Origin of the sequence: Inquilinus sp. 2KB_23, assembly GCF_052115705.1 — a bacterium.
In the GTDB taxonomy this organism is placed as follows: Bacteria; Pseudomonadota; Alphaproteobacteria; order DSM-16000; family Inquilinaceae; genus Inquilinus; species Inquilinus ginsengisoli_A.
This window is the reverse complement of sequence record NZ_JBFRHF010000004.1, coordinates 164843-190557: the sequence shown is the minus strand read 5'-3', so window position 1 is coordinate 190557 and position 25715 is coordinate 164843. Positions and strand designations below refer to the sequence as shown.

The window sequence follows — 25715 nt, the reverse complement described above, 5'->3', positions numbered from 1 at the left end:
CGCGTCCATCTCCGGAACCGCAGACTGCCAGTCCTGAGGGCAAGCCCGATGCCGCCCCTGCCCGTCCGGAGACGGAAATGATCCTCGATCGACGCCGCCTACTCGCCAGCGTCAGCCTCGCCCTCGCCGGCCTCTCCGTGGCCGCGGCCGCCGACCCGGACGGCGTGATCCGCAGCGCCGAGGGCGAGGCGCCGGTGAAGCCGGGCATCGTCTATGCGCTGGGCGAGAAGCGGGATGGCGGCTTCAACGAGGGCGCCCTCCACGCGCTCGAATTCTTCCGCAACGAGACCAGCGAGCCCTTCCTCGAAGCCGAGATCCACCAGGTCGAGGAGTTCGGCCCGGCCGTGGCCGGAATGGTGCAGCAGGGCGCCAACCTGATCATCGCCGTCGGCTTCTACTACGCCGACCCAGTCGCGACCGCCGCCGCGGCGAATCCCGAGCTGCGCTTCGTCCTGGTCGACGGCGTCGCGGAGGGGCCGAACATCCGGTCGATCGTGTTCCGCGAGCAGGAGGGCGCCTATCTCGTCGGCGTGCTGGCGGCCCTGGCATCGAAGACCGGCACCATCGGCTTCGTCGGCGCCATCGACGTTCCGCTGATGCACAAATTCGTCGACGGCTTCGCCGCCGGCGCCAAGGCCACCCGGCCCGAGATCGCCACCCTGGTCGACTATATCGGCACCGACGCCACCGCCTTCCACGACAAGACCCGGGCCTCCGAGATCGCGCATGGCGAGATCGACCGGGGCGCTGACGTGATCTTCGCCGTCGCCGGCGAAGCCAATCTCGGCGTGTTCCAGGCGGCGCGGGCGGCCGAGAAGCTGGCGATCGGCGTCGACAGCAACCAGAACGGCGTGGTGCCCGGCACGATCCTGACCTCGATGCTGAAGCGCGTCGACATCGCGGTGCTGCGGGCGCTCGACGATATGCGGGCAGGCACCTGGACCCCGGGCGAGATGACGCTGGGCGTGCGCGAACATGGCGTCGGCTGGGCAATCGACCAGAACAACCGGCCGCTGGTGACCCGGTCGATGGAGGACGCGGTCGAGACCGCCCGCCGCGCCATCGCCGACGGCACCATCAAGGTGCCGGACCCGACTTCGCCCTGACACCGGGCCGACCGGTCTCGTGATCTCTCTCCGGGAAGAGCAAGGTCAGGGCTCGTCCGGCAGTTCATCCAGGCGGCGCTGCAGGAACCGGCGTTCCGGCTCCTGCAGCGCCAGGTCGAGCGCGCGCCGGTAGGCGATGCGCGCCTCGGCCGTCCGCCCCAGCCGACGGCACAGATCGGCCCGTGCTGCATGGGCCAGGTGGTAGTCGGCGAGGTCGCCCTCCGCCAGGATCGCGTCGATCAGGACGAGCCCCGCCGCCGGGCCGTCGCGCATCGCCACCGCCACGGCGCGGTTGAGCGCCACCACGGGCGATGGCTCGATCTCCGCCAGCAGGTCGTACAGCCCGGCGATCTCGGCCCAATCCGTGGCCGCGGCCTCGGGAGCGTCGGCATGCACCGCGGCGATCGCGGCCTGCAGCGCGTAGGGCCCGGGCGGGCCGGAGGACAGCGCCTGCACCACCAGTGCCGCCCCCTCGGCGATCTGGTCCCGGTTCCACAGCGACCGGTCCTGGTCCGGCAGCAGCACCAGGTCGCCCGAGGGCGAGCTGCGCGCCGCCCGCCGAGACTCCTGCAGCAGCATCAGGGCCAGCAGCCCGATCGTCTCGGGCTCCGCCGGCAGCAGTTCGACCAGCAACCGGCCCAGGCGGATCGCCTCACCCGACAGGTCGGCGCGCGTCAGCGCCGGCCCGGATGACGCCAGATATCCCTCGTTGAACACGAGGTAGATGACGCGCAGCACGCTGTCCAACCGCTCCGGCCGCTCGGCCGGCGGCGGCACCTGGTAGGGAATGCCGGCGTCGCGGATCTTCGCCTTCGCCCGCACGATGCGCTGGGCCATGGTGGACGGCGCGGTCAGGAAGGCGCGCGCGATCTCCTCGGTGGTCAGGCCGCACATCTCACGCAGCGTCAGCGCCAGCTGGGCGTCCGGCGACAAGGCGGGGTGGCAGCAGGTGAAGATCAGCCGCAGCCGGTCGTCCTCCACCTCGCCCTCCTCCCGCTCCTCCGGCTCGGCCGCCTCGCCGTCCAGCTGTTCGGCCATCGCGGCCAGCGCCGCATCGAAGCGGGCGCGGCGGCGCAGCCCGTCGATCGCCTTGAACCGCCCGGCCGAGACCAGCCACGCCCGCGGGCTGGCGGGCACGCCGGTCCGCGGCCATTGCTCCGCTGCGGCGCGGAAGGCCTCGTGCATCGCCTCCTCGGCCAGGGTGAAGTCGCCGAGCAGGCGGATCAGCGTGGCCAGCACCCGGCGCGAGTCCGTCCGGTAGACGGACTCGATCGTCTGCTGCATCGCCCGGGCGGGATTCACGGTCATCGGTCGCCACAGAACTCCCGCACCGGCCGGACTTCGATGCTGCCCATCCGCACCATCGGGATGCCGGCCGCGAGCTGCAGCGCCTGGTTCAGGTCCCGCGCCTCGATCATGATGAAGCCGGAGAGATGCTCCTTGGTCTCGGCGAAGGGCCCGTCCGTGGTGGAGAGCCGGCCGCCGCGGATCCGCAGGGTGGTGGCGGCGCTGGTCGGCTGCAGCGCCTGGGCGGCGACGTAGTGGCCGCGGCGGCGCAGCTCCTCGTCATTGGCCAGGGATTCGCTGATCAGCGCGTTGAACTCCGTGGGCGACATCGCGTCCAGGGTCCGCTGCTCCATATAGACCAGGCAGAGATACTTCATCGCCGTCTCCTCTCGGGTTCGCTGGATTGTGGACGGGAGTGGTCGTCCGGCGAAGGCCGGAATCGACATCCGGTCCTCGCCTTTTCGCCGTCGCGGTTTACGGCGCGGCGCCGTGCGCCTAGAAGAACGCCATGGCACAGACGCTCGATATCGGTTCCGTCGCGGTTCCCGGACGGGTCTGGATCGCCCCGATGACCGGGGTGTCCGACCTGCCGTTCCGCCGCGCCGCCTCGCGGCTGAGCGCGGCCTATGTCGCGACCGAGATGGTGGCCTGCGCCGAATTCGCCCGTGGCCGGCCGGATGTGCTGCGGCGCGCGGCGGTGGGCGACGGCCTGCCGTTGATGGTGGTGCAGCTGGTCGGCCATGAGGTCGCCGCCATGGCCGAGGGCGCGCGCCTGGCCGCCGCCGCCGGGGCCGAGATCATCGACCTCAATTTCGGCTGCCCGGCGCGCGAGGTGACCGGGGTGCAGTCCGGCTCCGCCCTGATGCGCGACCCGGACCTGGCCGAGCGCCTGGTGGCGGCCGCCGCCAACGCCGTGGATGTGCCGGTCACGGTCAAGATGCGCCTGGGCTGGGACGATGCCAGCCGCAACGCGCCCGACTTCGCCCGCCGGGTCGAGGCGGTCGGCGCCCGCGCCATCACCGTGCATGGCCGCACCCGCTGCCAGTTCTACAAGGGCGTGGCCGACTGGGCCGCCGTGCGCGACGTGAAAGACGCGGTGTCGGTCCCTGTCATCGTCAATGGCGACATCGTCGACGGCGCCACCGCCGGCGATGCCCTGGCGCGATCCGGCGCCGACGGGGTGATGATCGGCCGCGGCGTCACCGGCAAGCCCTGGATCGCCGCGGCGGTCGAGGCTGCCCTCGACGGCGGTGACGGATTCCGGGAGCCTGACCGCGACCAGCGGCTGGCCATCGCGCTGGAGCATCTGCGCGAGACCCTGGCCTTCTACGGCGACGGCCACGGGCTGCGCATCTTCCGCAAGCACCTGGCCGCCTATATCGAGGCCGCGCCCTGGCCGGCCACGGCGGAGGATCGCCGTGAGGCCCGCCGAGTGCTGTGCCAGGCCGATGCGCCGGGCGCGGTCGAAGCCGGCCTGACCGCCCTGTGGACCGATCCGGGACACCGTCTGGCCGCCTGACAGCAGGCCGGTACAAGACGCCGGCCCCCTTGCAGCCCACAACTCCGGTCCCGAGACACGGAGTTGCCCGATGCCATCCCATCCCGCCAAGCCCTGCACCGCCATCAACTTCACCGAGAAGCTCTCCCTCTTCTCCGAACAGTGGCAGCCCAAGGTCATCGCCGAGCTGAACGACATGCAGTTCAAGATCGTGCGGATCGAGGGCGACTTCCTCTGGCACGACCATCCAGATACAGACGAGGCGTTCATCGTGCTCGACGGCGAGCTGCGGATCGACTTCCGGGACGGATGGATCACGGTGCGCCCGGGCGAGATGGCGGTGGTGCCCAAGGGCGTCGAGCACAAGCCGTTCGCCGAGAAAGAGGTCCGGATGCTGCTGATCGAGCCGCGCGGCACCCTGAACACCGGCCAGGCCGGCGGCGAGCGGACGGCGCAGAACGACGTCTGGATCTGATGCACCGAGCCTGAGCATCCGGTGCAGCGGCGAGGCATTCGCTAACATATAGATATCGAATGATTCGATATCTATATGTTTGCCCATGAGACCATCCCAGCCGCCCATCGGGCTCCTGCTCGCCCGCACCGCCAAGGCGGTCAGCCGCGCCTTCGACGACGCACTGACCGCGGCCGGCGGTTCTCTGCCGACCTGGCTGATCCTGATGTCGCTGATGCGCGACGGCCGGCTGAGCCATGGCGAGCTGGCGGAGCGCGTGGGGGTGCAGGGCCCGACCCTGACCCATCATCTCGATGCGTTGGAGCAGCGCGGCCTGGTGCGCCGCGAGCGCCTGCCCGACAACCGGCGGGTCCAGCTGGCCAGCCTGACCGAAGCAGGCGTCGCTCTGTTCCACCAGCTGCGGCAGGCGGCGCAGGCGCATGACGCCCGGCTGCGCGACGGCATCGCCGCCGACGACCTGGACCGGCTGCGCGAGGTGCTCGCCCGGCTGGCCGCCAATGCCACCCGAACCGATGAGGAGGACCCGTCCCATGACCGCTGACAACGCTGTTGCCCAGCTCTGGCGGCGCTGGCCGATCCGGACGGCGGCCTGAATGGCGGCGCTCCGTGTCAGCGACGGCCGCTCCCGCGCCATCGGCCTTGTGCGCCCGGTGCTGGCCATCGAGGCGCTGGCCTTCACCCTCGCCTCCCTGGTGCATCGTGGCTGGATCATGGCCGGCTATGCGCATGGGGCGGCGGCGACCGCCGAGACCGTCATCGCCGCGGCCCTGCTGACAGGGCTCGCGCTGAGCATGATCCGGCCGGCGCGGGCGCAGGTGGTCGGGCTCGCCGTGCAGGCCTTCGCCCTGCTCGGCACCCTGGTCGGCCTCTTCGCCGTTCTCCGCGGCTTCGGCCCGCAGACGCAGGCCGATCTGGTCTATCACGGCGTGATGGTGGCGGCCCTGGTCGCCGGCCTTGCGGCCGTTGCCCGGGCCGGCCGGCCGGCGGCGGCTTGACCCCTCGTTCCCTCTCTGTTCTTATGTCAGCTATGTTCGACCGCGCCGCCGCTGCCCCTTCCCCTCCGCCCCTGCCGGGCCGATATTGATGCCATGACCTCGGCCACCCGCCCCGCCCCCGACGCCGCCCCGTCCTCCCCCGTCGTGATCCATCGCCCGGCCCTGCCGGAGAAGGACCGCTCGACCCCGTTCAAGATCGTGTCGGACTACACGCCGGCGGGCGACCAGCCCGAGGCGATCGCCGAGCTGATGGCCGGGCTGGAGAAGGGCGAGCGCGACCAGGTGCTGCTCGGCGTCACCGGGTCGGGCAAGACCTTCACCATGGCGCATGTGATCCAGAAGCTGCAGCGCCCGACCCTGGTGCTGGCGCCGAACAAGACCCTGGCCGCCCAGCTGTACGGCGAGTTCAAAAGCTTCTTCCCGGAGAACGCGGTCGAGTTTTTCGTCAGCTACTACGACTACTACCAGCCGGAAGCCTACGTCGCCCGCACCGACACCTATATCGAGAAGGAAAGCCAGATCAACGAGCAGATCGATCGGATGCGCCACGCGGCGACCCGGGCCCTGCTCGAGCGGCACGACTGCATCATCGTCGCCTCGGTCTCCTGCATCTACGGCATCGGCGACGTCGAATCCTACAGCGAGATGACGATCCCGCTGGAGACCGGGCAGCGGCTGAACCGCCAGGCCCTGCTGAAGCATTTGGTCGACATCCAGTACCGCCGCAACGACACCGCCTTCGCCCGCGGCACCTTCCGGGTGCGCGGCGACACGGTCGAGATCTTCCCGGCCCATCTGGAGGACCGCGCCTGGCGCATCTCCTTCTTCGGCGATGAGATCGATTCGATCCACGAGTTCGACCCGCTGACCGGCGAGAAGTTCGCGGCCCTGAAGATGGTCCGCATCTACGCCAACAGCCACTACGTCACGCCCAAGCCGACGTTGCTGCAGGCGATCAAGGGCATCCGCGAGGAGCTGAAGGAGCGGTTGGCGGAGTACAACGCCACCGGCCGGCTCTTGGAGGCGCAGCGGCTGGAGCAGCGCACCCAGTTCGACCTCGAGATGATGGAGGCGACCGGCGCCTGCGCCGGAATCGAGAACTATTCCCGCTACCTGACCGGCCGGGCGCCCGGCGAGCCGCCGCCGACCCTGTTCGAATACCTGCCCGAAGACGCCCTGCTGGTGGTCGACGAGAGCCATGTGATGGTGCCGCAGATCGGCGGCATGTTCCGCGGCGACCGGGCGCGCAAGGATATCCTGGCCGAATACGGCTTCCGCCTGCCCTCCTGCCGCGACAACCGCCCGCTGAAGTTCGAGGAGTGGGAGGCGATGCGGCCGCAGAGCGTGTTCGTCTCGGCCACACCCGGCCCCTGGGAGATGGAGCGGACCGGCGGCGTCTTCGCCGAGCAGGTGGTGCGCCCGACCGGACTGATCGACCCGATCGTGCTGGTCCGCCCGATCGCGAGCCAGGTCGACGACGTCATGGCCGAATGCCGCGAGGTCATCGCCCGCGGCATGCGCATCCTGGTCACCACCCTGACCAAGAAGATGGCCGAGGCGCTGACCGAATACATGACCGAGGCCGGCATCAAGGTCCGCTACCTCCATTCCGACGTCGAGACGCTGGAGCGGATCGAGATCATCCGCGACCTCCGGCTCGGCGTGTTCGACGTGCTGGTCGGCATCAACCTGCTGCGCGAGGGGCTGGACCTGCCCGAGGTCGGGCTGGTCGCCATCCTCGACGCCGACAAGGAAGGCTTCCTCCGCAGCCGCACCTCGCTGATCCAGACCATCGGCCGCGCGGCCCGCAACATCGAGGGCCGCGCCATCCTGTATGCCGACACCATGACCGGCAGCATGACCGCGGCGCTGGAGGAGACCAATCGCCGGCGCGAGAAGCAGCAGGCCTACAACGTCGCCAACGGCATCACGCCGGAGAGCATCAAGAAGCAGATCGGCGACATCCTCGACAGCGTCTATGAGCGCGGCGACCGGGTCACGGTCTCGACCGGCGACAGCGGCGCCAAGCACCTGACCGGCAAGTCGCTGAAGGAGCATATCGGCGACCTGGAGAAGCGGATGCGCGAGGCCGCCGCCAATCTGGAATTCGAGGAGGCGGCGCGGATCCGCGACGAGCTGCGTCGGCTGGAGGCCGCCGAGATGGGACTGGGCGGCCCGGGGCAGGTGGGAGACCCCAGACATGTGGGCGGTGCCGGGCTGATCGTCCATGCCCGGGTCGGATCGCACGGCCATGCCGCGGCGCTGGAGGGCATCCCGATGTCGATCGCCAAGCCGACCGAGCGGCCCAAGAAGGGCGGCCGCCGCCGCAAGGGACCGTGATGTCCTGCCCAGGCATGCGGGCCGGTGAGATGCGCGGCGCAACCACCATCGCGGCCGGGCAGATCGTCTCAATCCTGGGAGCGATGATGCTTGACCCTGGCACCCCGGCGCGCCAGGGGGCGATATCCCCGTCCCTGCGCTTGGTCGCCGCACCAGGACGGCTCTGCGGTAGCCGCTACCGCGTTGACATTCCTGGCGTCGCCGCTTCGTTGCGACCGGCAGTTGTGCACAGGCGAAATACGAATCGGAGATGGCGGCAATTTTCTAGCGCGGACATATCGTGTGATGCTTCTGTTTCAACTTGACTTGGAATTTATCCAGTATTTTCAGAAGCTTAGATTTTTTGCCTAGTTTTTGGGCAACGATGATGACAATTAGGCGGCGCCTCGGTTACGGGACCTTCTCAGGCACTTCCCCACAATGTTATCCACAGATTCGGTGGATATCATCGAAGCGTCATGGCGCGGCGAACAGCGACTCATGGGCCCTCCGACGATGTGCCTTGAAGCCGGGGCCGGACCGTCCGAAATTGCGGGGATGAGCGACACTCTGACGGACGCCCCGCCCAGTTCCCCGCCGGACAACCCGAAGCCCCCGGGCCGGGCGAAGGCGCGGGTGCGCAACGTCGCCGAGGGCGTGGCGGTGATCCAGGCGCATCTCCGCACCCTGCCGAGTTCGCCGGGCGTCTACCGCATGCTCGACGACGCCGGCAACGCCCTCTATGTCGGCAAGGCGCGCAACCTGAAGAAACGCGTCTTCGCCTACACCCAGACCGGCAAGCAGCCCGCCCGTCTGCTGCGCATGATCGCCGAGACCATCACCATGGAATTCGTGGTGACCCGGTCCGAGGTCGAGGCGCTGCTGCTCGAAGCCAACCTGATCAAGCGGCTGAAGCCCCGCTACAACGTGGTGATGCGGGACGACAAGACCTTCCCGCACATCATGATCTCGGGCGACCACGCATTCCCGCGCATCGCCAAGCATCGCGGCGCCACCGGTGCCAGCGGGCAGTTCTTCGGTCCCTTCGCCTCGGCCGGATCGGTCAACCGCACCATCACTGCGCTGCAGCGCGCCTTCCTGCTGCGCAACTGCACGGATTCGATCTTCTCCACCCGCAGCCGGCCGTGCCTGCAGTACCAGATCAAGCGCTGCACCGCCCCTTGCGTCGGCTACGTCACCGAGGCGCAGTACGCCGAGCAGGTGGCGAGCGCGGTCGACTTCCTCAGCGGCCGCAGCCAGGCGGTGCAGGGCCGCTTCGCCGAGCAGATGATGGCGGCCAGCGAGCAGCTGGACTTCGAGCAGGCGGCGCGCTGGCGCGACCGCATCCGCGCCCTGACCAATGTCCAGTCGCACCAGGACATCAATGTCGAGGGCATCGGCGACGCCGACGCGCTGGCGATCCACGAATCGGGCGGCCACAGCTGCATCCAGGTCTATTTCTTCCGCGGCGGCCGCAACTACGGCACCCGCGCCTATTTCCCCAGCCATGACAAGACCGCGGAGCGGGCGGAGATCCTGGCTGCCTTCCTGAGCCAGTTCTACGACAGCCACCCGCCGCCGCCCTTGGTTCTGCTCAGCGACGAGGTGGCGGAGACCGAACTGCTGTCTGAAGCCCTGACCCTGAAGGCCGACCGCAAGGTCGAGATCGCGGTGCCGAAGCGCGGCGACAAGCGCCGGCTGATCGAGCATGCGCTGAACAACGCGCGCGAGGCGCTGGGCCGGCGCATGGCCGAAAGCTCGAGCCAGGCGGTGCTGCTGGAGGGCGTGGCCCGGGTGTTCGGGCTGGACGCGCCGCCGCGGCGGATCGAGGTCTACGACAACAGCCATCTGGGCGGCACCAACGCGCTGGGGGCCATGATCGTGGCCGGGCCGGACGGGTTCAACAAGGCGCAGTACCGCAAGTTCAACATCAAGGGCCCGGTCACCCCCGGCGACGACTACGCGATGATGCGCGAGGTGCTGACCCGCCGCTTCGCCCGCGCCCTGAAGGAGGACCCGGACCGCGAGCAGGAGGGCTGGCCCGACCTGGTGCTGATCGACGGCGGGCAGGGCCAGCTGACCATCGTCCGCGAGGTCTTCGCCGAGCTCGGCATCACCGACGTGCCGCTGGTGTCGATCGCCAAGGGGCCGGACCGCGACGCCGGGCGCGAACGCTTCTTCATGCCCGACCGGCCGCCCTTCAGCCTGGAGCCGAAGGACCCGGTGCTGTACTTCCTGCAGCGGATGCGCGACGAGGCCCACCGCTTCGTCATCGGCGGCCAGCGCATCCGCCGCGCCGGCGACATCGCCCGGTCGCCGATCGACGAGATCGGCGGCATCGGCCCGCGGCGGAAGAAGGCGCTGCTGCTGCATTTCGGGTCCGCCCGCGCCGTCAGCCGGGCCAGCCTGCAGGACCTCGAGGCGGTCGAAGGCATCAGCGGCACCGTCGCCCGCCTGATCTACCAACATTTCCACCCCGACGCCTGAGGCGCCATGTGCTAGCGTTTCCCTGCCCCTGAAGTCAGTGTCGTCGCCATGGTCACCAGCCTCCCGAACCTCCTGACCTACTCGCGGATCGCGGCGATTCCCGTGCTGATCGCGCTGTTCTACGTGCCCGACGCCTGGGCCTCCTGGACCTGCCTGGTGATCTATGCCGCGGCGGCGATCACCGACTATCTCGACGGCAAGCTGGCGCGCGCCTGGGGCGCGACCTCGATGATCGGCCGGCTGCTGGACCCGATCGCCGACAAGATGCTGGTCACCGCGGTGCTGTTCATGCTGGCCGCCTTCGGGCGGCTGCAGGGCTGGTCGGTCCTCCCGGCGGTGATCATCCTGCTGCGCGAGGTGCTGATCTCGGGCCTGCGCGAGTTCCTGGCCGGCATGAACTCTCGCGGCCTGCCGGTGACCTCGCTGGCGAAGTGGAAGACCGCGATCCAGATGCTGGCGATCGGCTTCCTGATCGTCGGCGAGACCGGGACCCGCGCCTTCGACGGCCGGCTGCCGGTGACCGAGATCGGCATCGCCGGGATCTGGATCGCCGCGGTGCTGACCCTGGTGACCGGCTGGAGCTATCTGCGCGAGGGCGTGCGCCAGGCCATCACCGAGGACGATCCCCGTGCCCCCCCGCCGGCAAAGGCCGCGGGCACCTTCGGCTGAGGGACGCGGACCGTGCAGGTGCTGGGCATCGCCGGCTGGAGCGGCAGCGGCAAGACCACGCTTCTGGCGAAGCTGATCCCGGTGCTGATCGGGCGCGGGCTGCGCGTCTCCACCATCAAGCACGCCCATCACGAATTCGACGTCGACCAGCCGGGCAAGGACAGCTGGCGGCACCGCGAGGCCGGGGCGACCGAGGTGCTGGTGTCGTCCAGCCGGCGCTGGGCCCTGATGCATGAGCATCGCGGCGCGGCGGAGCCGTCGCTGGACATGCTGCTGGCCAAGCTGGAGCCGGTCGATCTGGTGCTGGTCGAGGGCTTCAAGCGTGATCCGCACGCCAAGCTGGAGGTGTGGCGGGCCGAGACCGGCAAGCCGCCGCTCTATCCCGAGGACTCAGCGATCATCGCCGTGGCCAGCGACCGCCCGATCAGCGATCCGGCCCGGCTGCGGCTGGCGATCGACGACATCGAGGCGATCGCGGATTTCGTCGTCGCCTTCGCGCGCCGCAAGGCGGCCTGAGCCATGGGCCGGCTGCCTGACGCCTCGTTGCCCGACGACTGCTTCGCCGTCGGCGACCGGCTGCTGTCGATCGAGGAGGCCCTGGCCGAGTTCCAGGCCCGGCTGGCCGTGGTCACCGGCGTCGAGACCGTGCCCCTGGCCACGGCCGAAGGCCGGTTCCTGGCCGAGGATCTGGTGGCCAGCCGGTCGGTGCCGCCGCACGCCAACGCCGCGGTCGACGGCTATGCGGTGCATTTCGACGACCTGCGGCCCAACGCCCCGGTGACGCTGACGGTGACCGGCCGGACCGCCGCGGGTCATCCGCTCGGCCGCGCCGGCGGCCGCGGCGAGGCGATCCGCATCTTCACCGGCGCGCCGATGCCCACCGGGCCGGACACGGTGGTGATGCAGGAGGATTGCGCGGTCGCCGGCGACGCCGTGACCATCCCGCCCCGCCTGCCCCGCGGTGCCAATGTCAGGCAGGCGGGCGAGGACATCCGTGCCGGCGACACGGTGCTGACCGCGGGCTGCCGGCTGGGGCCGGCAGAGATCGGCCTCGCCGCCTCGCTCGGCCGTGCCGGCCTGCCCGTGCGCCGGCCGCTGCGCGTCGCCCTGTTCTCCACCGGCGACGAGGTGCGCGACCCCGGCATGCCGACCGCCGACGGCCAGATCTACGACGCCAACCGCTTCGTCCTCGCGGCCCTGCTGCGTCGCCTTGGCTGCAGCGTCGACGACCGCGGCATCCTGCCGGACCGGGCGGCGGCCATCCAGTCGGCGCTGGCCACGGCGGCAGGCGCGGCCGATGCCATCGTCACCTCCGGCGGCGTGTCGGACGGCGACGAGGACCACGTCAAGGCGGCGCTGGAGGCGGCCGGCGGCCGGCTGCACCATTGGCGCCTGGCGATCAAGCCGGGCCGGCCGGTGGCGCTGGGCCAGATCGGCGGCGTGCCGCTGCTGGGCCTGCCCGGCAACCCGGTCGCGGTGATGGTCACCTTCCTGCTGGTGGCCCGGCCGATCCTGCTGCGCCTGGCCGGCGCCGAGATCCCGCCGCTGCGCCGCTTCGCCGTCGCCGCCGGCTTCACGCACAGCAAGAAGCCGGAGCGGCGCGAATTCATCCGGGCGGTGCTGGAAACCGATCCGGCGGGCACCCTCGTCGCCCGCCGCCACGGCGGCGAGGGCTCGGCCGACCTGACCTCGATGGCCGGGGCCGAAGGGCTGGTCGAACTGGGCGAAGACCTGACCCGCGTGGCACCGGGCGATGCGGTGGCCTTCATCCCGATGGCCACGCTGCTGTAACGTCCATGATCAAGCACACGGGCTCGCACTCGTCCCCCGAGACTCCGAGCCAGGAAGGGCGCCCGCTCGAGGTGGACTCAGCGGCATGGACCGGAATGCTCCCGCCCCACCCGCCGGAGCCTTCGCCCGCACCCCGGCCGCTGCCGCGGATTCCCGTGGCACCGCAGGTGAAGCGAGCCGGTTTGCTGACCCTCTCGTGCTTCGCGGCGCTGGTGGCCTACACGGCCCTGATCGGCGGCATGGATCCACCCTCCGCGCTTGCCCTTGCGGACTGGTTGGCACCGCTGACACGCCTGATGAAGCGACTCGTGCCGGCGGTCTCGATGGTCGAGACCGGCCTGCAGGATGAAGGGCTGCCGGCGCGCGCCACCATCATCGCCCACGCCTATGCCATGCAATGGTTCCTGGCCTACGCCAGCCTGCTACTTCCCCTGCCCGATCTCTGGCGCGGGCGCGGCTACCTGAAGGCGCTGGTTGCACGCGTCGGCAGCGCACCGGGCGCCCAGCGGCCCGGATTGCGCGTCTGGGCCGGCATCATTTTGGTTCTCGCCCTGTTTGCCTTCCTTCCGTTCTTTGGCCCGTCAGCGGCCGACGGGCAGTACGAGTTTGATCTTGCGCTGTCGAACGCCCATCTGTTCGAAAGGCTGCTCTTCCTCAGCCTGTGGATCATCACCGGTTTCGCGGCCTGTGTGGCCGTTATCTGCAAGCTCACCCGTCCCGACGCCATGCCCCGTCCAGAGTCATCCGCCCCATGAAGCTCCTGTATTTCGCCTGGGTCCGCAGCAAGATCGGCATGGCCGGAGAGACGGTGTCGCCGCCGGAGACGGTGCGCGACGTCGCCGGGCTGCTGGACTGGCTGAAGGGCCGCGGCCCCGGCTATGCCGACGCGCTGGCCAACCCGGCGGTGGTCCGGGTCTCTGTCAACCAGCGCTTCGCCAGGCTGGCCGACCCGATCGCGCTGAGCGACGAGATCGGGCTGTTCCCACCGGTCACGGGGGGCTGAGATGACCGTCCTGGTCCAGGAGGCCGATTTCGATCCCGGCGTGGAGATGGCGGCACTGTCCGCCGGCCGCACCGATGTCGGCGGCGTCGCCTGCTTCGTCGGACTGGTGCGCGACATCGCCGGCGGCGCCACCGTCACGGCGATGACGCTGGAGCACTATCCCGGCATGACCGAGCGCCAGCTGGAGGAGATCGAGGCCGAGGCCCGGTCGCGCTGGCCGCTGCAGGAGGTGCGCATCCTGCACCGCCATGGCCGGCTGCTGCCGGGCGACCGCATCATGTTCTGCGGCGTCGCCTCGGCCCATCGTGGCGCCGCCTTCGAGGCCTGCGCCTTTCTGATGGACTGGCTGAAGACCAAGGCCCCGTTCTGGAAGCGCGAGGAGACGCCCGAGGGCGAGCGCTGGGTCGAGGCCAAGGCCGAGGACGACGACGCCGCGGCGCGCTGGCGCTGACGGCCGTCCTTCCGACAGCAGTCCTGCTGACGGCAGTCCTGCGGACTCCGCGCTTCCCACCGTGCCGGCGGCGGTGTAGCCCCGACGGCAACGATGGGGGAAACGCGGCATGGTGCAGGCATCGGCACAACCGGCGGCTGGCTGGGCGGATCTGCTCGCCGAAGGACGGCTGCCGCAATTCGCCATGGTCTGCCTCGGCATCTGGCTGAACGCGGCCGATTCCCTGGTCACCGCCACCATCATGCCCAGCGTCGGCGCCGACCTCGGCGGCTACGCCTATTTCAGCTGGGCCACTGCCGGCTTCCTGATGGGCGCCATCCTGGCCGGTGCCAGCGCCGGGCGGCTGGCGGAGCGGTTCGGGCTGCGCTGGGCCTCGGCCATCGGCGGCCTGGCCTTCGCGCTCGGCTGCGTGCTCAGCGCCGCCGCCCCAACCATCGGCGTGTTCCTGGGCGGCCGGCTGCTGCAGGGCATCGGCAGCGGCTGGGTGGCCGGCTTCTCGATGGTCGCGATCGCCGTGCTGTTCCCCGAGCGCCACCTGGCCCGGATGTTCGCCGTGGCCTCGGGCATCTGGGGCATCGCCACCATCCTGGGGCCGCTGGTCGGCGGCCTGTTCGCCCAGGCCGGCGACTGGCGCGCCGTGTTCTGGCTGTTCACGGCGCAGGCCCTGGTCTTCGCCGCCGCCTCGCCCTGGCTGCTGAAGGGCACGGTCCGCAGCGGCGGCCAGCCGGGCGTGCCCTGGCCGCAGATCGGCGGGCTGGTGCTCGGCGTCGGCGCCATCGCCATGGCGGATGTCATCCCGAGCCCGGCCGCCGCCCTGGCGCTGGTCGCCGCCGGCCTGGGCATCCTGGTGCTGGTGATGCGGATCGATGCGCGCGCCGCGACGCGCCTGCTGCCGCGCCAGGCCGGCAATCTGCGCACGGTCTGCGGCACCGCCTATGCCGCCCTTTTCGCCCTGATGGCGACATCGATGGGGCTGAACGTCTACGGCCCCGCCATCCTGCAGACGCTGCACGGCCTGTCGCCGCTGTGGGCCGGCTATGTCGTGGCGGGGATGGCGCTGTCCTGGACCCTCGCCGCCTTCGTCGTCGCCGGCGCCACCGGCGCCGGGGAACTGCGCTGGCTGCTGCGCGGCGCCGTCTGCATCCTGGCCGGCGCGGTGCTGCTGGTGCTGGTGATGCGCGACGCCTCGCTGGCTTGGATCGTCGCCGCGTCGCTGCTGATGGGCGCGGGGTTCGGCTTCTCCTCCAGCCTGCTGAACCGGCGGCTGATCGGCACCCTGGCCGATGACGACAGGGCGATCGGCAGCTCTGCCCTGATCGCGGTGCGCCAGACCGGCGGCGCGGTGGGCGCGGCCATCGCCGGCGCCACCGCCAACCTGGTCGGCTTCGGCGCGGGCCTCACGGTCGAAACCGCCCGGGCGGCGGCGCTGTGGGTGTTCGTCACCGCCTTGCCCCTGGCCGTGTTCGGCGCCTGGGCGGCCTGGCGGCTGACCGTCGCGGCCAGCCGCCCCTCTTCTCCTTAGATCAGGCCGCCACAGCCTTCGGCGCCTTCCGCACTTCGTCGGAATACGCGTCCATCACGGTCTTGCAGATCTGCGCCGGGGCGAAACGGTGCTGCCCGATCTCGCCGACCGGTGTGATCTCGGCGGCGGTGCCGGTCAGGAACACCTCGGTCGCATTCGCCAGCTCCTCCGGCTTGATGTGGCGCTCGACCACCTCGATGCCGTTGCGGCGCGCCAGCTCGATCGCGGTCTGCCGGGTGATGCCGTTGAGGAAGCAGTCAGCGGTCGGGGTGTGCAGCTTGCCGTCGATGGCGATGAACACGTTGGCGCCCGTCGCCTCGGCGATGTAGCCACGGTAGTCGTACATCAGCGCGTCCTGGTAGCCCTCGGCCTCCGCCTTGTGCTTGGCCAGGGTGCAGATCATGTACAGCCCGGCCGCCTTGGCGTGCACCGGCGCCGATTCCGGCGACGGGCGGCGCCAATCCGACAGCGTCAGCCGGATGCCCTTCATCTTGGCTTCGGCCGAGAAGTAGCTGGGCCATTCCCACACCGCGATGGCGACATGGATGGTGTTGGCCTGGGCCGAGACGCCCATCATCTCCGACCCGCGCCACGCCACCGGGCGCAGATAGGCGTCGGTCAGCCCGTTCTTCTCCAGCGTCAGCTGCTTGGCCGCGTCGAGTTCCGCGGTGCTGTAGGGCAGCTTCATGCCGAGGGTGGTGGCCGAGAACTCCAACCGCTTGGAATGCTCGGTGCCCTTGAAGATGCGGCCGTTGTAAGCGCGCTCCCCTTCGAATACAGAACTGGCGTAGTGTAGCCCGTGAGTCAGGACGTGGATGTTGGCGCTACGCCACTCGACCAGCTTGCCGTCCATCCATATCCAGCCGTCGCGGTCATGGAAGGGAGTCGTCGACATGATGGGGCCTTTCCCGGATTGTCGTTATGTGTCGTTGTCGGACCGCGAGCGGTAACATTCGGGGCCAAATCAAGTCAACATGGCTGACATAAAATCACCCGTAAACCCGCTCTTCCTCCGCGAGGAGGAGATCCGCCAAGGCATTGAATTGCTATTCTACGCCTATCGCGGCTTCACTGCCGAGCCCGATGCGCTGCTCGCAACCCTGGGTCTCGGCCGGGCCCACCATCGTGCGGTTTATTTCATCGGACGGCACCCGGAGATCACGGTCAGTGCGCTGCTGGCGATTCTGCGCATCACCAAGCAGAGCCTGGGCCGGGTCCTGAACGACCTGGTCGAGCGCGGTTACGTCGAGCAGCGGCAGGGCCAGCGCGACCGGCGCCAGCGGCTGCTGGCCCTGACCGGCAAGGGCGCCGACCTGGAGCGCCAGCTGTTCGAGAGCCAGCGCCGGCTGATCGGCCAGGCCTACCGCAACGCCGGTGCGGATGCGGTCGACGGCTTCCGCAAGGTGCTGGACGGGCTGATCGCCCTGAGCGAGCCGGCCGACGCGGCGGAGGAGCCGGAAGCGCCGGTCCCCGCGCCCCGCGTCGCCAGCCGGAGGTAGGCCCATGGCGATGACCGCGGACGAGGCGGCCCACATACTGGTCGTCGACGACGACCGGCGGCTGCGCGAGCTCTTGCGCAAATACCTGGTCGAGAACGGCTTCCTGGTGACCGTCGCGGTCGATGCCGCGGATGCGCGGGAGAAGCTGGCGGCGATCGCGTTCGACCTGATCGTGCTGGATGTGATGATGCCGGGCGAGACCGGGCTGCAGCTGACCGGGGATCTGCGCCAGCGGCTGACCACCCCGATCCTGCTGCTGACGGCGATGAGCGAACCGGAGGACCGGATCGCCGGGCTGGAGAGCGGCGCCGACGACTATCTGCCCAAGCCGTTCGAGCCGCGCGAGCTGGTGCTGCGGATCAACAGCATCCTGCGCCGCCTCGCGCCGCCGCCGCCGCGCACCGCCGGGACCATCCGGCTGGGCAGCTTCACCTTCGATATCGAGCGCGGCGAATTGCAGCAGGAGGGCGAGCGCATCCGCCTGACCACCGGCGAGGAGAACCTGCTGCGCCTGCTGGCCCAGCATGCCGGTGAGACCGTGTCGCGCGAGGCCCTGACCGAATCCGGCATGATCGACGGCGGCGTCCGGGCGGTCGACGTGCAGGTGACACGGCTTCGGCGTAAGATCGAACCCGATCCGCGCCTGCCCCGCTACCTCCACACCGTGCGCGGCGAAGGCTATGTGCTGAGACCGGACGGATGATGCGTGCCCCTGCCCTGCCCCGGCTGTCGACCCCGTTGCGGCTGCGGGCCCGGCTGAAGCGGTTCCTGCCGCGCACCCTGTTCGGGCGGACGCTGGTCATCATCGTCACGCCGGTGATCCTGGCCCAGGCGATCGCGACCTACGTCTTCTTCGGCCGCCACATCGACGTCGTCACCTTCCGCTTCGCCCGCACCGTCGCCGGCGAGATCTCGCTGACCCTGGACGAGATCGGCGAGGGCGTGTCGCCCACCCGGCGCGAGGCGATCTTCAACCGGGCGCAGAAGAACACCGCCCTGTCCTACGTCTTCACCCCCAATGCCGAGCTGGGGTCGACCAGCACCCCCGGCCTGGACGACAGCCAGCGCGCGCTGGCCCAGGCGCTGCGCATGCGCCAGTCCTACGACTTCACCATCGCCAGCACCGAGGACGACGACAACGAGATCGTCACCATGCAGCTGCCCAACGGGGTGCTGGCCGTGACGGTGCCGTCGACCCGGCTGACCAACTACACCACCACGGTCTTCATCGTCTCGATGCTGGGGTCGACCCTGATCCTGTTCGCGGTCGCCATCGTCTTCATGCGCAACCAGATCCGGCCGATCCGGCGGCTGGCGATCGCCGCAGACCGCTTCGGCAAGGGTCGCGACCTGCCGGGATTCCGGCCGCATGGGGCGGAGGAGATCCGGCAGGCGGCCGAGGCCTTCATCGGCATGCGCGACCGCATCCGCCGCCAGATCCAGCAGCGCACCGAGATGCTGGCCGGGATCAGCCACGACCTGCGCACGCCGCTGACCCGGATGAAGCTGCAGCTGGCCATGCTGGGCGACGGCCCCGACATCGACGAACTGCGCGCTGATGTCGATGAGATGCGCCAGATGATCGATGCCTACCTCGCCTTCGCCCGCGGCGAGGGCACCGAGGAGACGGTGCCGACCGACCTGACCGCCTTCCTCGAGGAGGTGGTGGTGGCGGCGCGCCGCGAAGGCGCCGACGTGGTGTTGGACGCGCCGGAGAGCCTGGTCCTGCCGCTGCGGCGCGAGGCGATGCGACGCTGCCTGATGAACCTGCTGTCCAACGCCCGGCGCCATGCCGACCATGTCTGGCTGTCCGCGGTGCACGACGCCGACGCCGCGTCGCTGGTGGTGGATGATGACGGCCCCGGCATCCCCGCGAAGCAGCGCGAGGAGGCGATGAAGCCGTTCGTCCGGCTGGACGAGTCGCGCAACCAGGACACCGGCGGCACCGGCCTCGGCCTCGCCATCGCCCTCGACGTCGCCCGCAGCCATGGCGGCGACCTGGTCCTGTCGACCTCGCCGATGGGCGGGCTGCGCTGCACCGTGCGACTGCCGCTGTAGCCGCATCCGGCAAGGGAGAGGAGCCGATGGGGACGCTCAAGGAGATCGTGTTCGACTGCCGCGCGGCGCCGGCGCTGGCCCGGTTCTGGGCCGCGGTCCTCGACGGCTATGCGGTGCGGGACTACGACCGGGCGGAGATCGACCGGCTGGCCGCGCTGGGCCTGACGCCGGAGACCGATCCCACCGTCATGGTCGACGGCCCCGGGCCGAGCCTGTGCTTCCAGCAGGTGCCGGGCCGCAGCCGCGAGAACAACCGCGTGCACCTGGACATCGCGGCCGCCGACCGCCCGGCCGAGGTGCGGCGGCTGCTGGCCCTGGGCGCCACCGTCGAGCGCCAGGCGCCGGGCTACACGGTACTGCTGGACCCGGAAGGCAATTCGTTCTGCGTCGCCGAGGCCCCACCCGGCTGACCCGCCTGCGCCAGCATCCATTCGCGAAAGGCGAGGATGCGGGGGTCCTGGGCGAGGTTGTCGGGGTAGACCAGGTGGTAGGTGGCGCCCCGCGCCACGCCAACGCCGATGTCGAACAGCCGCACCAGCCGGCCCTGGGCCAGGTCACCGGCGATCATGGCGAGGTCGGCCAGGCCGACGGCGCCGGCCTCGGCAACCGCCTGCACCACCTGGCTGGTGTCGGAGAACGCCACGCACCGGCTGTCGTCGAAATCGTCGATTCCGGCCGCCGCCATCCACATGCGCCAGTTCGGCCAGACCATGTCTCCGGTCTTCCAGTCCCTGTAGCACAGGGTGTGGCGGACCAGGTCCCGCGGCTCCTCCAGCCGGGGGCCGCTCTCCAGCAGCCTCGGGCAGCAGACCGCGACGACGACGGTGTCGAACAGCCGGTCCGACCGCGCATGGTCGTGGCGTCCGGTGCCGAAGCGGATCGCGACATCGATATCGTCGGCCTCGAAATCCCGGATCTGGTCGGTGATGTCGAATGTCAGTTCCAGGGTTGGGTTCGCGGCCCTGAACTGCGACAGCCTGGGCAGCAGCCAGTTGGTGGCGAATCGCGCGCCCAGCGACACGCGCAGTTGCGCCGACCCCCGCACCATCCGGCGGGCGCGGCCGGCGGCGCGGTGCAGCGTGTCCAACGCCTCGGCGGTCGCCTCGAACAGCACGGCGCCGGCCGGCGTCAGCCGGATGCTGCGGCTGGTGCGGGTGAACAGCACGACGCCCAGCTGATCCTCGATGTCCTTGATCTGGTGGCTGACCGCCGCCGGCGTCAGCCCCACCTCCTCCGCCGCCCGCGTGAAGTTCAGATGCCGCCCGGCCGCCTCGAACGTCCGGAGGGCTCGCGTTCCGGGCAGCATGCGGTTCATCGATCTTCAAATCCAGCTTGATGATCCGTCGAGAATTACTCGTTTTTTCAGCGGTCGGTCAACGCGGGATGATTGCCCGAATTGACAATCATGCCTGCCGGGACATGGCCATCGCCGCGTCCCGGGCCGGCCCCCTGGAGTGAAGCGATGTCGGCGAGCCTGACCCCATACGAAGAGCGACCGGAGGGAGGCGCCCTGGCGGCCCCCGCCGGCCGCAAGGATCCCCTGCGCTGGCCGGCGCGGTCTTGGGTCGCGCTGCTGATCTTCAGCGGGGTGATCCTGCTCGACGGGCTCGACATCTCGATGATCGCGGTGGCGATCCCGGAGATCCAGCGCGAGTTCGGGATCAGTGCCGCCGCCGCGCAATGGCTGGTCAGCGCCTACATCCTGGCCTTCGGCGGCTTCTTGCTGCTGGGCGGGCGGTGCGCCGACCTGTTCGGCCGGCGGCGGGTGCTGGTGACGGGGCTGGCCGTGTTCGCGCTGGTGTCGCTATTCGGCGCCTTCATCGGCGATGCGGTGCTGCTGATCGTGTCGCGCTTCCTCAAGGGCATGAGCGCGGGGTTCACCGGGCCGGCCGCCATGTCGCTGCTGGCCACCACCTTTCCCGAAGGCCCGCACCGCAACAAGGCGTTCGGGATCTTCAACCTGTTCGAAGCCTCGGGATACTCCTCCGGCCTGTTGATCGGCGGCCTGCTGGCGGCGCTGGACTGGCGCTACATCTTCCTGCTGCCGGCCCCGATCGCCCTGCTGCTGCTGACCGCCGCGCTGCGCTTCCTGCCGCCGGACCCGCCGCGCAGCGAGCGGCTGCGCATCGACCTCGGCGGCGCCGCGACCCTGGTCGCCGGGATGCTGCTGCTGGTCTTCACCGTGGTCTCGGCGGCGGATGCCGGCTGGACGTCGCTGCGGACGATCGGCGGATTCGCCTTGTCCGGGCTGCTGCTCGCCGGCTTCCTGGCGATCGAGCGTAGCGTGAAGCAGCCGCTGATCCGGCTGGGCATCTTCCGCAACCGCAGCCTGGTGGCGGCCAATGTCAGCGCCGCCCTGCTGTATGGCGGCGCCATGGGCTTCCAGTTCCTGATCGCCCTGTACCTGCAGAACCTGCTGGGCTGGCAGCCGCTGCAGATGGCGCTGGTGCTGCTGCCGGCGGGGCTGATGGTGGTCGTCCTCGGGCCCAAGCTCGGGCCCCTGATCAGCCGCTTCGGGGTCACCCGGGTGCTGCTGGTCGGGCTGGTCGCCTTCGTGCCCTGCTACCTGCTGATGCTGCGCATCGGCCCGACACCGGACCTGTGGACGGTGCTGCTGCCGGCCTCGGTGCTGTGGGGCGTGGGCTTCGCCCTCAGCATCTCGGCGCTGATGGTCGCCGGCACCAGCGGGGTCGACGACCACGAGCAGGGGCTGGCCGCCGGGCTGCTCAACAGCTCGCTGCAGGTCGGCGGCGCTTGCGGCCTCGCGGTCGTCACCGCGGCGATCGTGCCCGGCACGGAGCTGGAGATGCTGACCCCCGGCGTGGTCGCCATCCTGGCCTTCGCGGTGCTGACGCTGCTGGCGCAGCTGATCCACTGGCGCCGCTGACCCGCCGGCAAAGGCGGCCGCGCCGCGTGGCCGCGCCAGGGAGGGCCCGCTTGACAATCCCGCAGGCGGCGGGCGACTGACCGGCCATGACCTCCGGTCGCTCCCTCTTCGCGAAAGCCAAAAAAGCCCCGCTTGCGGGGACCGGAGATCACTGCCCGCGGTAACCCGCCGCGCGCTTCAGGATCCACCAGACCCCGCCGGTTCGGACGGGGTCTTGTCATTTCGGCACCATCCCCGTCTCCGGCCCCAGGAGACGAACGATGCCCCTTCTCAATCCCAACGGCCTCTGGCTGCCGCTGATCACCCCGTTCCGCGACGGCGTGCTGGACGAGACCTCGCTGCGCCGGCTGGTCCGGCACTATGCCGCCGGCCCGGTCGACGGGCTGATCCTGGCTGCCACCACCGGCGAGGGCATGACGCTCGATGCCGGGGAGACCGAGCGCGTGGTCGCGATCGCGGCGGAGGAGTCCATGCAGCCGCTCATTCTCGGCCTGTCCGGCAGCGACACGCGCAAGCTGGTCAAGGAGATCGCCCACACCGCCGACTGGCCGATCGCGGGAACCCTTATTGCCTGCCCGTATTACGTCCGCCCGTCGCAGGATGGCCTCATCCGCCACTTCTCCGCCCTGGCCGACGCGACGGACCGGCCGATCCTGATCTACAACATCCCCTACCGGACCGGCGTCAACCTGGGCAACGAGGCGATGCTGCGCCTGGCCGAACGGCCGAACATCGTCGGGGTCAAGGATTGCTGCGCCGATGCCCGGCAGTCCTTCGAGCTGCTGCGCGACCGGCCGGCCGGGTTCTCGGTGCTCACCGGCGAGGATGCGCTGTTCTACACCGCCCTGACCCAGGGCGCCGATGGCGGCATCCTGGCCTCGGCCCATGTCGAGACCGAAGCCTTCGCCGCGATCCGCAACCGGCTGCTGGCCGGCGACCAGCCGGGCGCCCTCGCCGCCTGGCGGGACCTGTCCGAGCTGCCGCCCCTGCTGTTCGCCGAGCCGAGCCCGGCGCCGATCAAGCATTGGCTGTGGCGCACCGGCCTGATCGACAGCCCGGAGCTGCGCCTGCCGATGACCGGAGTCAGCGACGCCGTCGCCGCCCGGCTCGACCGCGAGATCGACCGCCGTCGGCCGGCCGGCGGCGTGGCGCGAGCGGGGGACCGGCAGCCGGGCCTCGTTCCCGCCTGAACCTGCGGGTCAGCCCGGCCCGGGCCGGGCGATCAGCCGGTCGACCTCATGCGGCTGCAGCCGGGCGTCGATCACCAGCCAGGCGGCGCCGAGCAGCCCCGCCCCCTCGCCCGAGCGGGCGGCGACGATGCGCAGATCCTGCGTCGCCAGCGGCAGGCAGCGCTGGTAGACCAGCTCGCGCACCCCCGCCAGCAGGTGCTCCCCGGCACGGGACAGGGTGCCGCCGATCACGATGATGCTGGGGTTCAGCACGCTGACCACGTCGGCCGCGACCTCGCCCAGCACCCGGCCGGCCTGGCGCACCAGGCTGATCGCCTCTGGCCGGTTGCGCTCGACCAGGGCCATCACGTCGCGGGCGTCCCGGGCGTCGAAGCCGCGGGCGCGCAGGTCGCGGGCGATGGCCCAGCCGGCGGCGTAGGCTTCGACGCAGCCCAGCTTGCCGCAGCGGCACAGCGGCGCGTCGGCATCGCGCAGCTGGATGTGGCCGATATCGCCGGCGGCGCCGCGGGCGCCGCGATGCATCCGGCCGTCGGTGATGACGCCGCTGCCGATGCCGGTGCCGGCCTTGATGAACACCAGCTGGCGCTCCTCAGGCCAGAACTGGCGGTGCTCCGCCAGGGTGCGCAGGCGGACGTCGTTCTCGGCGAAGACCGGCGCCGCATACTCCCCCGCGAACCAGCCGGGCACGTCGAAATGGTCCCAGCCGGTCATCACCGAAGGCCCCACCACCTGGCCGGCGGCATGGTCGACCGGGGCCGGCAGGCTGAGCCCGATGCCCAGCACCTCGGCCGCCGGCCGGCCGATCTCCGCCAGCAGCTCGCGGAACTGGGCCGCGATCCAGGTCAGGATCGGCACCGGCCCGCTGCCGACGCCGAGCGTGCCCAGCCGTTCGGCCAGGATGGTCGGGCCCAGGTCGGTGGCCGCCACCCGGATCCGGCTTTCGCCGATATCCGCCACCAGCGCCACGCCGAAGGCCTGGTTCAGCTTCAGCACCCGCGCCGGGCGGCCGCCGCTGGCCTGGGTCTCGCTGGCCTCGTGCAGCAGCCCGGAGTCGAACAGCACGCCGAGGCGCTGGGCGATGGTGGCGCGGGAGAGGTCGGAGATCCGGGCCAGGTCGGCCCGCGACTTCGCCTGGCCGGACAGGATCAGCGACAGCACATGGCCGGCGCCGGCGGTGCCCAAAGCGTGGATCTCGGGGGCTGTCTGTCGCATCGCGCTTCCTAGCAAGGCGCGCCGGGGAAGGCCATCGGCCATTGACGCCATAATGATCGTTTTTGATCAAAAGATCCATAAGATCGGATTGACTCTCAGCAAAAGTCCGATTTATCGTCTGGCGTCGGACAACCGTCCGGCCAATGGTCGGCGCCGCAGAAGCGGCGACCCGCAAACAGGAGGAAACCGCGATGATCCGATCGCAGACGCCCGTGGTTGCGCTTGTCCCGAAATCCCATCGCCTCGCCGGCCTGCTCGCCGCCGGCGCGGTCGCGCTCGCCCTGATGGGCGGCAGCACCGCCGCGCTGGCCCAGGAGGCCATCGTCGGCCTGGTCACCAAGACCGAGGTCAACCCGTTCTTCGTCAAGATGCGCCAGGCCGCCGAGGCCGAAGCCAAGGCGAAGGGCCTGAAGCTGATCGCCCGCGCCGGCAAATTCGACGGCGACAATGAAGGCCAGGTGGCGGCGATCGAGGATTTGATCAGCGCCGGCGCCAAGGGCATCCTGATCACCCCGAACAACTCCAGCGGCGTGCTGGGCGCGGTCAAGAAGGCCCGCGACGCCGGCATCCTGGTGATCGCGCTGGACACCGCGACCGACCCGGCCGACGCGGTCGACGCCACCTTCGCCACCGACAACTTCCAGGCCGGGGTGCAGCAGGGCCAGTACGCGCGCAAGGCCCTGGGCGACCGGGCGCCGAAGCTGGCGATGCTGGACGGCACGCCGGGCGGCACGGTCGACACCTTCCGCCATGACGGCTTTCTCAAGGGCTTCGGCATCGCCGAGGGCGACGCCGCCATCGTCGGCAAGCAGAACACCAACGGCGCCCAGGACAAGGGCCAGACGGCGATGGAGAACCTGCTGTCGGCCCATCCCGACATCAACGTCGTCTACACCATCAACGAACCCGCCGCCCAAGGCGCCTATGCCGCGGTCAAGGCGGCCGGCAAGACCGACGACGTCGTCATCACCTCGATCGACGGCGGCTGCCTGGGCGTGAAGTACGTCAAGGACGGGCGCGTCGCCGCCACGGTGATGCAGTTCCCGTTCAAGATGGCGCAGATGGGCGTCGATGCCGTGGCGGAGTACGCCAAGAGCGGCAAGAAGCCGAGCGGCTTCGTCGACACCGGGTCCTTCCTGATCACCGGCAAGGCGCTGCCGGGGCTGGAGTCGAAGGATCTCGAATTCGGAGAGAAGAACTGCTGGGGCTGATCGCCAGCGCGATCCGGGCGGGCCACGGACGGCCCGCCCGTTCCACTCCCTCCGA

Annotated in this window: 26 protein-coding genes; 21 read left to right on the top strand and 5 right to left on the bottom strand. The window is 70.3% G+C overall.

What is annotated here, in order from left to right; translation table 11 throughout:
* Positions 1-77 precede the first annotated feature (77 nt).
* Positions 78-1106, top strand: a complete 1029-nt coding sequence (locus AB4112_RS06860; protein ID WP_309792705.1) for a BMP family lipoprotein — start codon at positions 78-80, stop codon at positions 1104-1106.
* A 45-nt stretch (positions 1107-1151) separates the two neighbouring features.
* On the opposite strand, the gene AB4112_RS06855 is transcribed toward AB4112_RS06860, so the two are convergent.
* Together AB4112_RS06855 and AB4112_RS06850 are read right to left on the bottom strand one after the other, a co-directional pair.
* Positions 1152-2414, bottom strand: coding sequence for an RNA polymerase sigma factor (locus tag AB4112_RS06855; protein ID WP_441718043.1), 1263 nt, complete (start codon positions 2412-2414; stop codon positions 1152-1154).
* The gene (locus AB4112_RS06850; protein WP_309792707.1) at positions 2411-2770 is read right to left on the bottom strand and encodes a YciI family protein; all 360 of its coding nucleotides are present in this window, start codon (positions 2768-2770) and stop codon (positions 2411-2413) included. Before AB4112_RS06850 ends, AB4112_RS06855 begins: the two co-directional genes overlap by 4 nt.
* A gap of 131 nt (positions 2771-2901) precedes the next feature.
* Here AB4112_RS06850 and dusB point away from each other — a divergent pair, with 131 nt between their 5' ends.
* From dusB to AB4112_RS06785, 13 genes are all read left to right on the top strand, one after another.
* Complete coding sequence (dusB, locus tag AB4112_RS06845; protein WP_309792708.1) at positions 2902-3912, top strand: tRNA dihydrouridine synthase DusB; 1011 nt, start codon at positions 2902-2904, stop codon at positions 3910-3912.
* 70 nt (positions 3913-3982) lie between these two features.
* Positions 3983-4366 carry a cupin domain-containing protein gene (locus AB4112_RS06840; protein WP_309792709.1) on the top strand — a complete coding sequence of 128 codons (384 nt, stop codon included), beginning with the start codon at positions 3983-3985 and terminating at the stop codon, positions 4364-4366.
* 85 nt (positions 4367-4451) lie between these two features.
* Positions 4452-4907 carry a MarR family winged helix-turn-helix transcriptional regulator gene (locus AB4112_RS06835; RefSeq protein WP_309792710.1) on the top strand — a complete coding sequence of 152 codons (456 nt, stop codon included), beginning with the start codon at positions 4452-4454 and terminating at the stop codon, positions 4905-4907.
* Between the two features lie 52 nt (positions 4908-4959).
* Entirely contained in the window at positions 4960-5361 is a 402-nt protein-coding gene (locus AB4112_RS06830) for a hypothetical protein (RefSeq protein ID WP_309792712.1), read from the top strand.
* Positions 5362-5454: 93 nt separating this feature from the next.
* On the top strand, positions 5455-7701 hold the full coding sequence (gene uvrB, locus AB4112_RS06825) for an excinuclease ABC subunit UvrB (protein ID WP_309792713.1): 2247 nt from the start codon (positions 5455-5457) through the stop codon (positions 7699-7701).
* 549 nt (positions 7702-8250) lie between these two features.
* Positions 8251-10167 (top strand): excinuclease ABC subunit UvrC, encoded by a 1917-nt coding sequence (gene uvrC, locus AB4112_RS06820; protein ID WP_374710604.1) that lies wholly within the window; start codon positions 8251-8253, stop codon positions 10165-10167.
* A gap of 48 nt (positions 10168-10215) precedes the next feature.
* Positions 10216-10836 carry a CDP-diacylglycerol--glycerol-3-phosphate 3-phosphatidyltransferase gene (pgsA, locus tag AB4112_RS06815; protein WP_309792717.1) on the top strand — a complete coding sequence of 207 codons (621 nt, stop codon included), beginning with the start codon at positions 10216-10218 and terminating at the stop codon, positions 10834-10836.
* A 12-nt stretch (positions 10837-10848) separates the two neighbouring features.
* Entirely contained in the window at positions 10849-11352 is a 504-nt protein-coding gene (mobB, locus tag AB4112_RS06810; RefSeq protein WP_309792718.1) for a molybdopterin-guanine dinucleotide biosynthesis protein B, read from the top strand.
* Positions 11353-11355: 3 nt separating this feature from the next.
* Positions 11356-12627 (top strand): molybdopterin molybdotransferase MoeA, encoded by a 1272-nt coding sequence (locus tag AB4112_RS06805; protein ID WP_441718037.1) that lies wholly within the window; start codon positions 11356-11358, stop codon positions 12625-12627.
* 155 nt (positions 12628-12782) lie between these two features.
* Complete coding sequence (locus tag AB4112_RS06800; RefSeq protein WP_309792720.1) at positions 12783-13382, top strand: hypothetical protein; 600 nt, start codon at positions 12783-12785, stop codon at positions 13380-13382.
* Positions 13379-13630, top strand: coding sequence for a MoaD/ThiS family protein (locus AB4112_RS06795; RefSeq protein ID WP_309792722.1), 252 nt, complete (start codon positions 13379-13381; stop codon positions 13628-13630). Before AB4112_RS06800 ends, AB4112_RS06795 begins: the two co-directional genes overlap by 4 nt.
* Before the next feature lies 1 nt (position 13631).
* The gene (gene moaE / locus AB4112_RS06790; RefSeq protein WP_309792723.1) at positions 13632-14081 is read left to right on the top strand and encodes a molybdopterin synthase catalytic subunit MoaE; all 450 of its coding nucleotides are present in this window, start codon (positions 13632-13634) and stop codon (positions 14079-14081) included.
* A 109-nt stretch (positions 14082-14190) separates the two neighbouring features.
* Positions 14191-15603, top strand: a complete 1413-nt coding sequence (locus AB4112_RS06785; RefSeq protein ID WP_309792725.1) for an MFS transporter — start codon at positions 14191-14193, stop codon at positions 15601-15603.
* 1 nt (position 15604) lies between these two features.
* Here the strand turns inward: AB4112_RS06785 and AB4112_RS06780 are convergent, their stop codons facing one another.
* Positions 15605-16498: a branched-chain amino acid aminotransferase gene (locus AB4112_RS06780; RefSeq protein WP_309792726.1), complete on the bottom strand. Its 894-nt coding sequence runs from the start codon at positions 16496-16498 to the stop codon at positions 15605-15607.
* A gap of 79 nt (positions 16499-16577) precedes the next feature.
* Here AB4112_RS06780 and AB4112_RS06775 point away from each other — a divergent pair, with 79 nt between their 5' ends.
* From AB4112_RS06775 to AB4112_RS06760, 4 genes are read left to right on the top strand one after another with little or no spacing between them, the layout of a single operon-like run.
* A complete protein-coding gene (locus AB4112_RS06775) occupies positions 16578-17102 on the top strand; it encodes a MarR family winged helix-turn-helix transcriptional regulator (protein WP_309792727.1) in 525 nt (174 codons plus the stop codon).
* A 10-nt stretch (positions 17103-17112) separates the two neighbouring features.
* A complete protein-coding gene (locus AB4112_RS06770) occupies positions 17113-17805 on the top strand; it encodes a response regulator (protein WP_309793155.1) in 693 nt (230 codons plus the stop codon).
* Positions 17802-19160, top strand: a complete 1359-nt coding sequence (locus AB4112_RS06765; RefSeq protein ID WP_309792729.1) for an ATP-binding protein — start codon at positions 17802-17804, stop codon at positions 19158-19160. The genes AB4112_RS06770 and AB4112_RS06765 overlap by 4 nt, the downstream gene beginning before the upstream one ends.
* A gap of 26 nt (positions 19161-19186) precedes the next feature.
* Complete coding sequence (locus AB4112_RS06760; protein WP_309792731.1) at positions 19187-19570, top strand: VOC family protein; 384 nt, start codon at positions 19187-19189, stop codon at positions 19568-19570.
* Here the strand turns inward: AB4112_RS06760 and AB4112_RS06755 are convergent.
* On the bottom strand, positions 19507-20475 hold the full coding sequence (locus AB4112_RS06755; protein WP_441718029.1) for a LysR substrate-binding domain-containing protein: 969 nt from the start codon (positions 20473-20475) through the stop codon (positions 19507-19509). The genes AB4112_RS06760 and AB4112_RS06755 overlap by 64 nt on opposite strands.
* Positions 20476-20622: 147 nt before the next feature.
* Here AB4112_RS06755 and AB4112_RS06750 point away from each other — a divergent pair, with 147 nt between their 5' ends.
* On the top strand, positions 20623-22047 hold the full coding sequence (locus tag AB4112_RS06750) for an MFS transporter (RefSeq protein WP_441718026.1): 1425 nt from the start codon (positions 20623-20625) through the stop codon (positions 22045-22047).
* 260 nt (positions 22048-22307) lie between these two features.
* Positions 22308-23237: a 4-hydroxy-tetrahydrodipicolinate synthase gene (gene dapA, locus AB4112_RS06745; RefSeq protein ID WP_441718023.1), complete on the top strand. Its 930-nt coding sequence runs from the start codon at positions 22308-22310 to the stop codon at positions 23235-23237.
* Positions 23238-23246: 9 nt separating this feature from the next.
* On the opposite strand, the gene AB4112_RS06740 is transcribed toward dapA, so the two are convergent.
* On the bottom strand, positions 23247-24449 hold the full coding sequence (locus AB4112_RS06740) for an ROK family protein (RefSeq protein WP_441718020.1): 1203 nt from the start codon (positions 24447-24449) through the stop codon (positions 23247-23249).
* 191 nt (positions 24450-24640) lie between these two features.
* On the opposite strand from AB4112_RS06740, the gene AB4112_RS06735 reads away from it, so the two are divergent.
* Entirely contained in the window at positions 24641-25660 is a 1020-nt protein-coding gene (locus AB4112_RS06735) for a substrate-binding domain-containing protein (protein WP_441718018.1), read from the top strand.
* The last annotated feature ends 55 nt before the right edge of the window (positions 25661-25715 follow it).

What these genes read in the sequence shown, in the direction of transcription:
- AB4112_RS06860 (WP_309792705.1), top strand. Translation starts at nt 78, where the DNA reads ATGATCCTCGATCGACGCCGCCTACTCGCCAGCGTCAGCCTCGCCCTC.
- AB4112_RS06855 (WP_441718043.1), bottom strand. Translation starts at nt 2,414, where the DNA reads ATGACCGTGAATCCCGCCCGGGCGATGCAGCAGACGATCGAGTCCGTC.
- AB4112_RS06850 (WP_309792707.1), bottom strand. Translation starts at nt 2,770, where the DNA reads ATGAAGTATCTCTGCCTGGTCTATATGGAGCAGCGGACCCTGGACGCG.
- dusB (WP_309792708.1), top strand. Translation starts at nt 2,902, where the DNA reads ATGGCACAGACGCTCGATATCGGTTCCGTCGCGGTTCCCGGACGGGTC.
- AB4112_RS06840 (WP_309792709.1), top strand. Translation starts at nt 3,983, where the DNA reads ATGCCATCCCATCCCGCCAAGCCCTGCACCGCCATCAACTTCACCGAG.
- AB4112_RS06835 (WP_309792710.1), top strand. Translation starts at nt 4,452, where the DNA reads ATGAGACCATCCCAGCCGCCCATCGGGCTCCTGCTCGCCCGCACCGCC.
- AB4112_RS06830 (WP_309792712.1), top strand. Translation starts at nt 4,960, where the DNA reads ATGGCGGCGCTCCGTGTCAGCGACGGCCGCTCCCGCGCCATCGGCCTT.
- uvrB (WP_309792713.1), top strand. Translation starts at nt 5,455, where the DNA reads ATGACCTCGGCCACCCGCCCCGCCCCCGACGCCGCCCCGTCCTCCCCC.
- pgsA (WP_309792717.1), top strand. Translation starts at nt 10,216, where the DNA reads ATGGTCACCAGCCTCCCGAACCTCCTGACCTACTCGCGGATCGCGGCG.
- AB4112_RS06805 (WP_441718037.1), top strand. Translation starts at nt 11,356, where the DNA reads ATGGGCCGGCTGCCTGACGCCTCGTTGCCCGACGACTGCTTCGCCGTC.
- AB4112_RS06795 (WP_309792722.1), top strand. Translation starts at nt 13,379, where the DNA reads ATGAAGCTCCTGTATTTCGCCTGGGTCCGCAGCAAGATCGGCATGGCC.
- moaE (WP_309792723.1), top strand. Translation starts at nt 13,632, where the DNA reads ATGACCGTCCTGGTCCAGGAGGCCGATTTCGATCCCGGCGTGGAGATG.
- AB4112_RS06785 (WP_309792725.1), top strand. Translation starts at nt 14,191, where the DNA reads ATGGTGCAGGCATCGGCACAACCGGCGGCTGGCTGGGCGGATCTGCTC.
- AB4112_RS06780 (WP_309792726.1), bottom strand. Translation starts at nt 16,498, where the DNA reads ATGTCGACGACTCCCTTCCATGACCGCGACGGCTGGATATGGATGGAC.
- AB4112_RS06775 (WP_309792727.1), top strand. Translation starts at nt 16,578, where the DNA reads ATGGCTGACATAAAATCACCCGTAAACCCGCTCTTCCTCCGCGAGGAG.
- AB4112_RS06770 (WP_309793155.1), top strand. Translation starts at nt 17,113, where the DNA reads ATGACCGCGGACGAGGCGGCCCACATACTGGTCGTCGACGACGACCGG.
- AB4112_RS06765 (WP_309792729.1), top strand. Translation starts at nt 17,802, where the DNA reads ATGATGCGTGCCCCTGCCCTGCCCCGGCTGTCGACCCCGTTGCGGCTG.
- AB4112_RS06760 (WP_309792731.1), top strand. Translation starts at nt 19,187, where the DNA reads ATGGGGACGCTCAAGGAGATCGTGTTCGACTGCCGCGCGGCGCCGGCG.
- AB4112_RS06755 (WP_441718029.1), bottom strand. Translation starts at nt 20,475, where the DNA reads ATGAACCGCATGCTGCCCGGAACGCGAGCCCTCCGGACGTTCGAGGCG.
- AB4112_RS06750 (WP_441718026.1), top strand. Translation starts at nt 20,623, where the DNA reads ATGTCGGCGAGCCTGACCCCATACGAAGAGCGACCGGAGGGAGGCGCC.
- dapA (WP_441718023.1), top strand. Translation starts at nt 22,308, where the DNA reads ATGCCCCTTCTCAATCCCAACGGCCTCTGGCTGCCGCTGATCACCCCG.
- AB4112_RS06740 (WP_441718020.1), bottom strand. Translation starts at nt 24,449, where the DNA reads ATGCGACAGACAGCCCCCGAGATCCACGCTTTGGGCACCGCCGGCGCC.
- AB4112_RS06735 (WP_441718018.1), top strand. Translation starts at nt 24,641, where the DNA reads ATGATCCGATCGCAGACGCCCGTGGTTGCGCTTGTCCCGAAATCCCAT.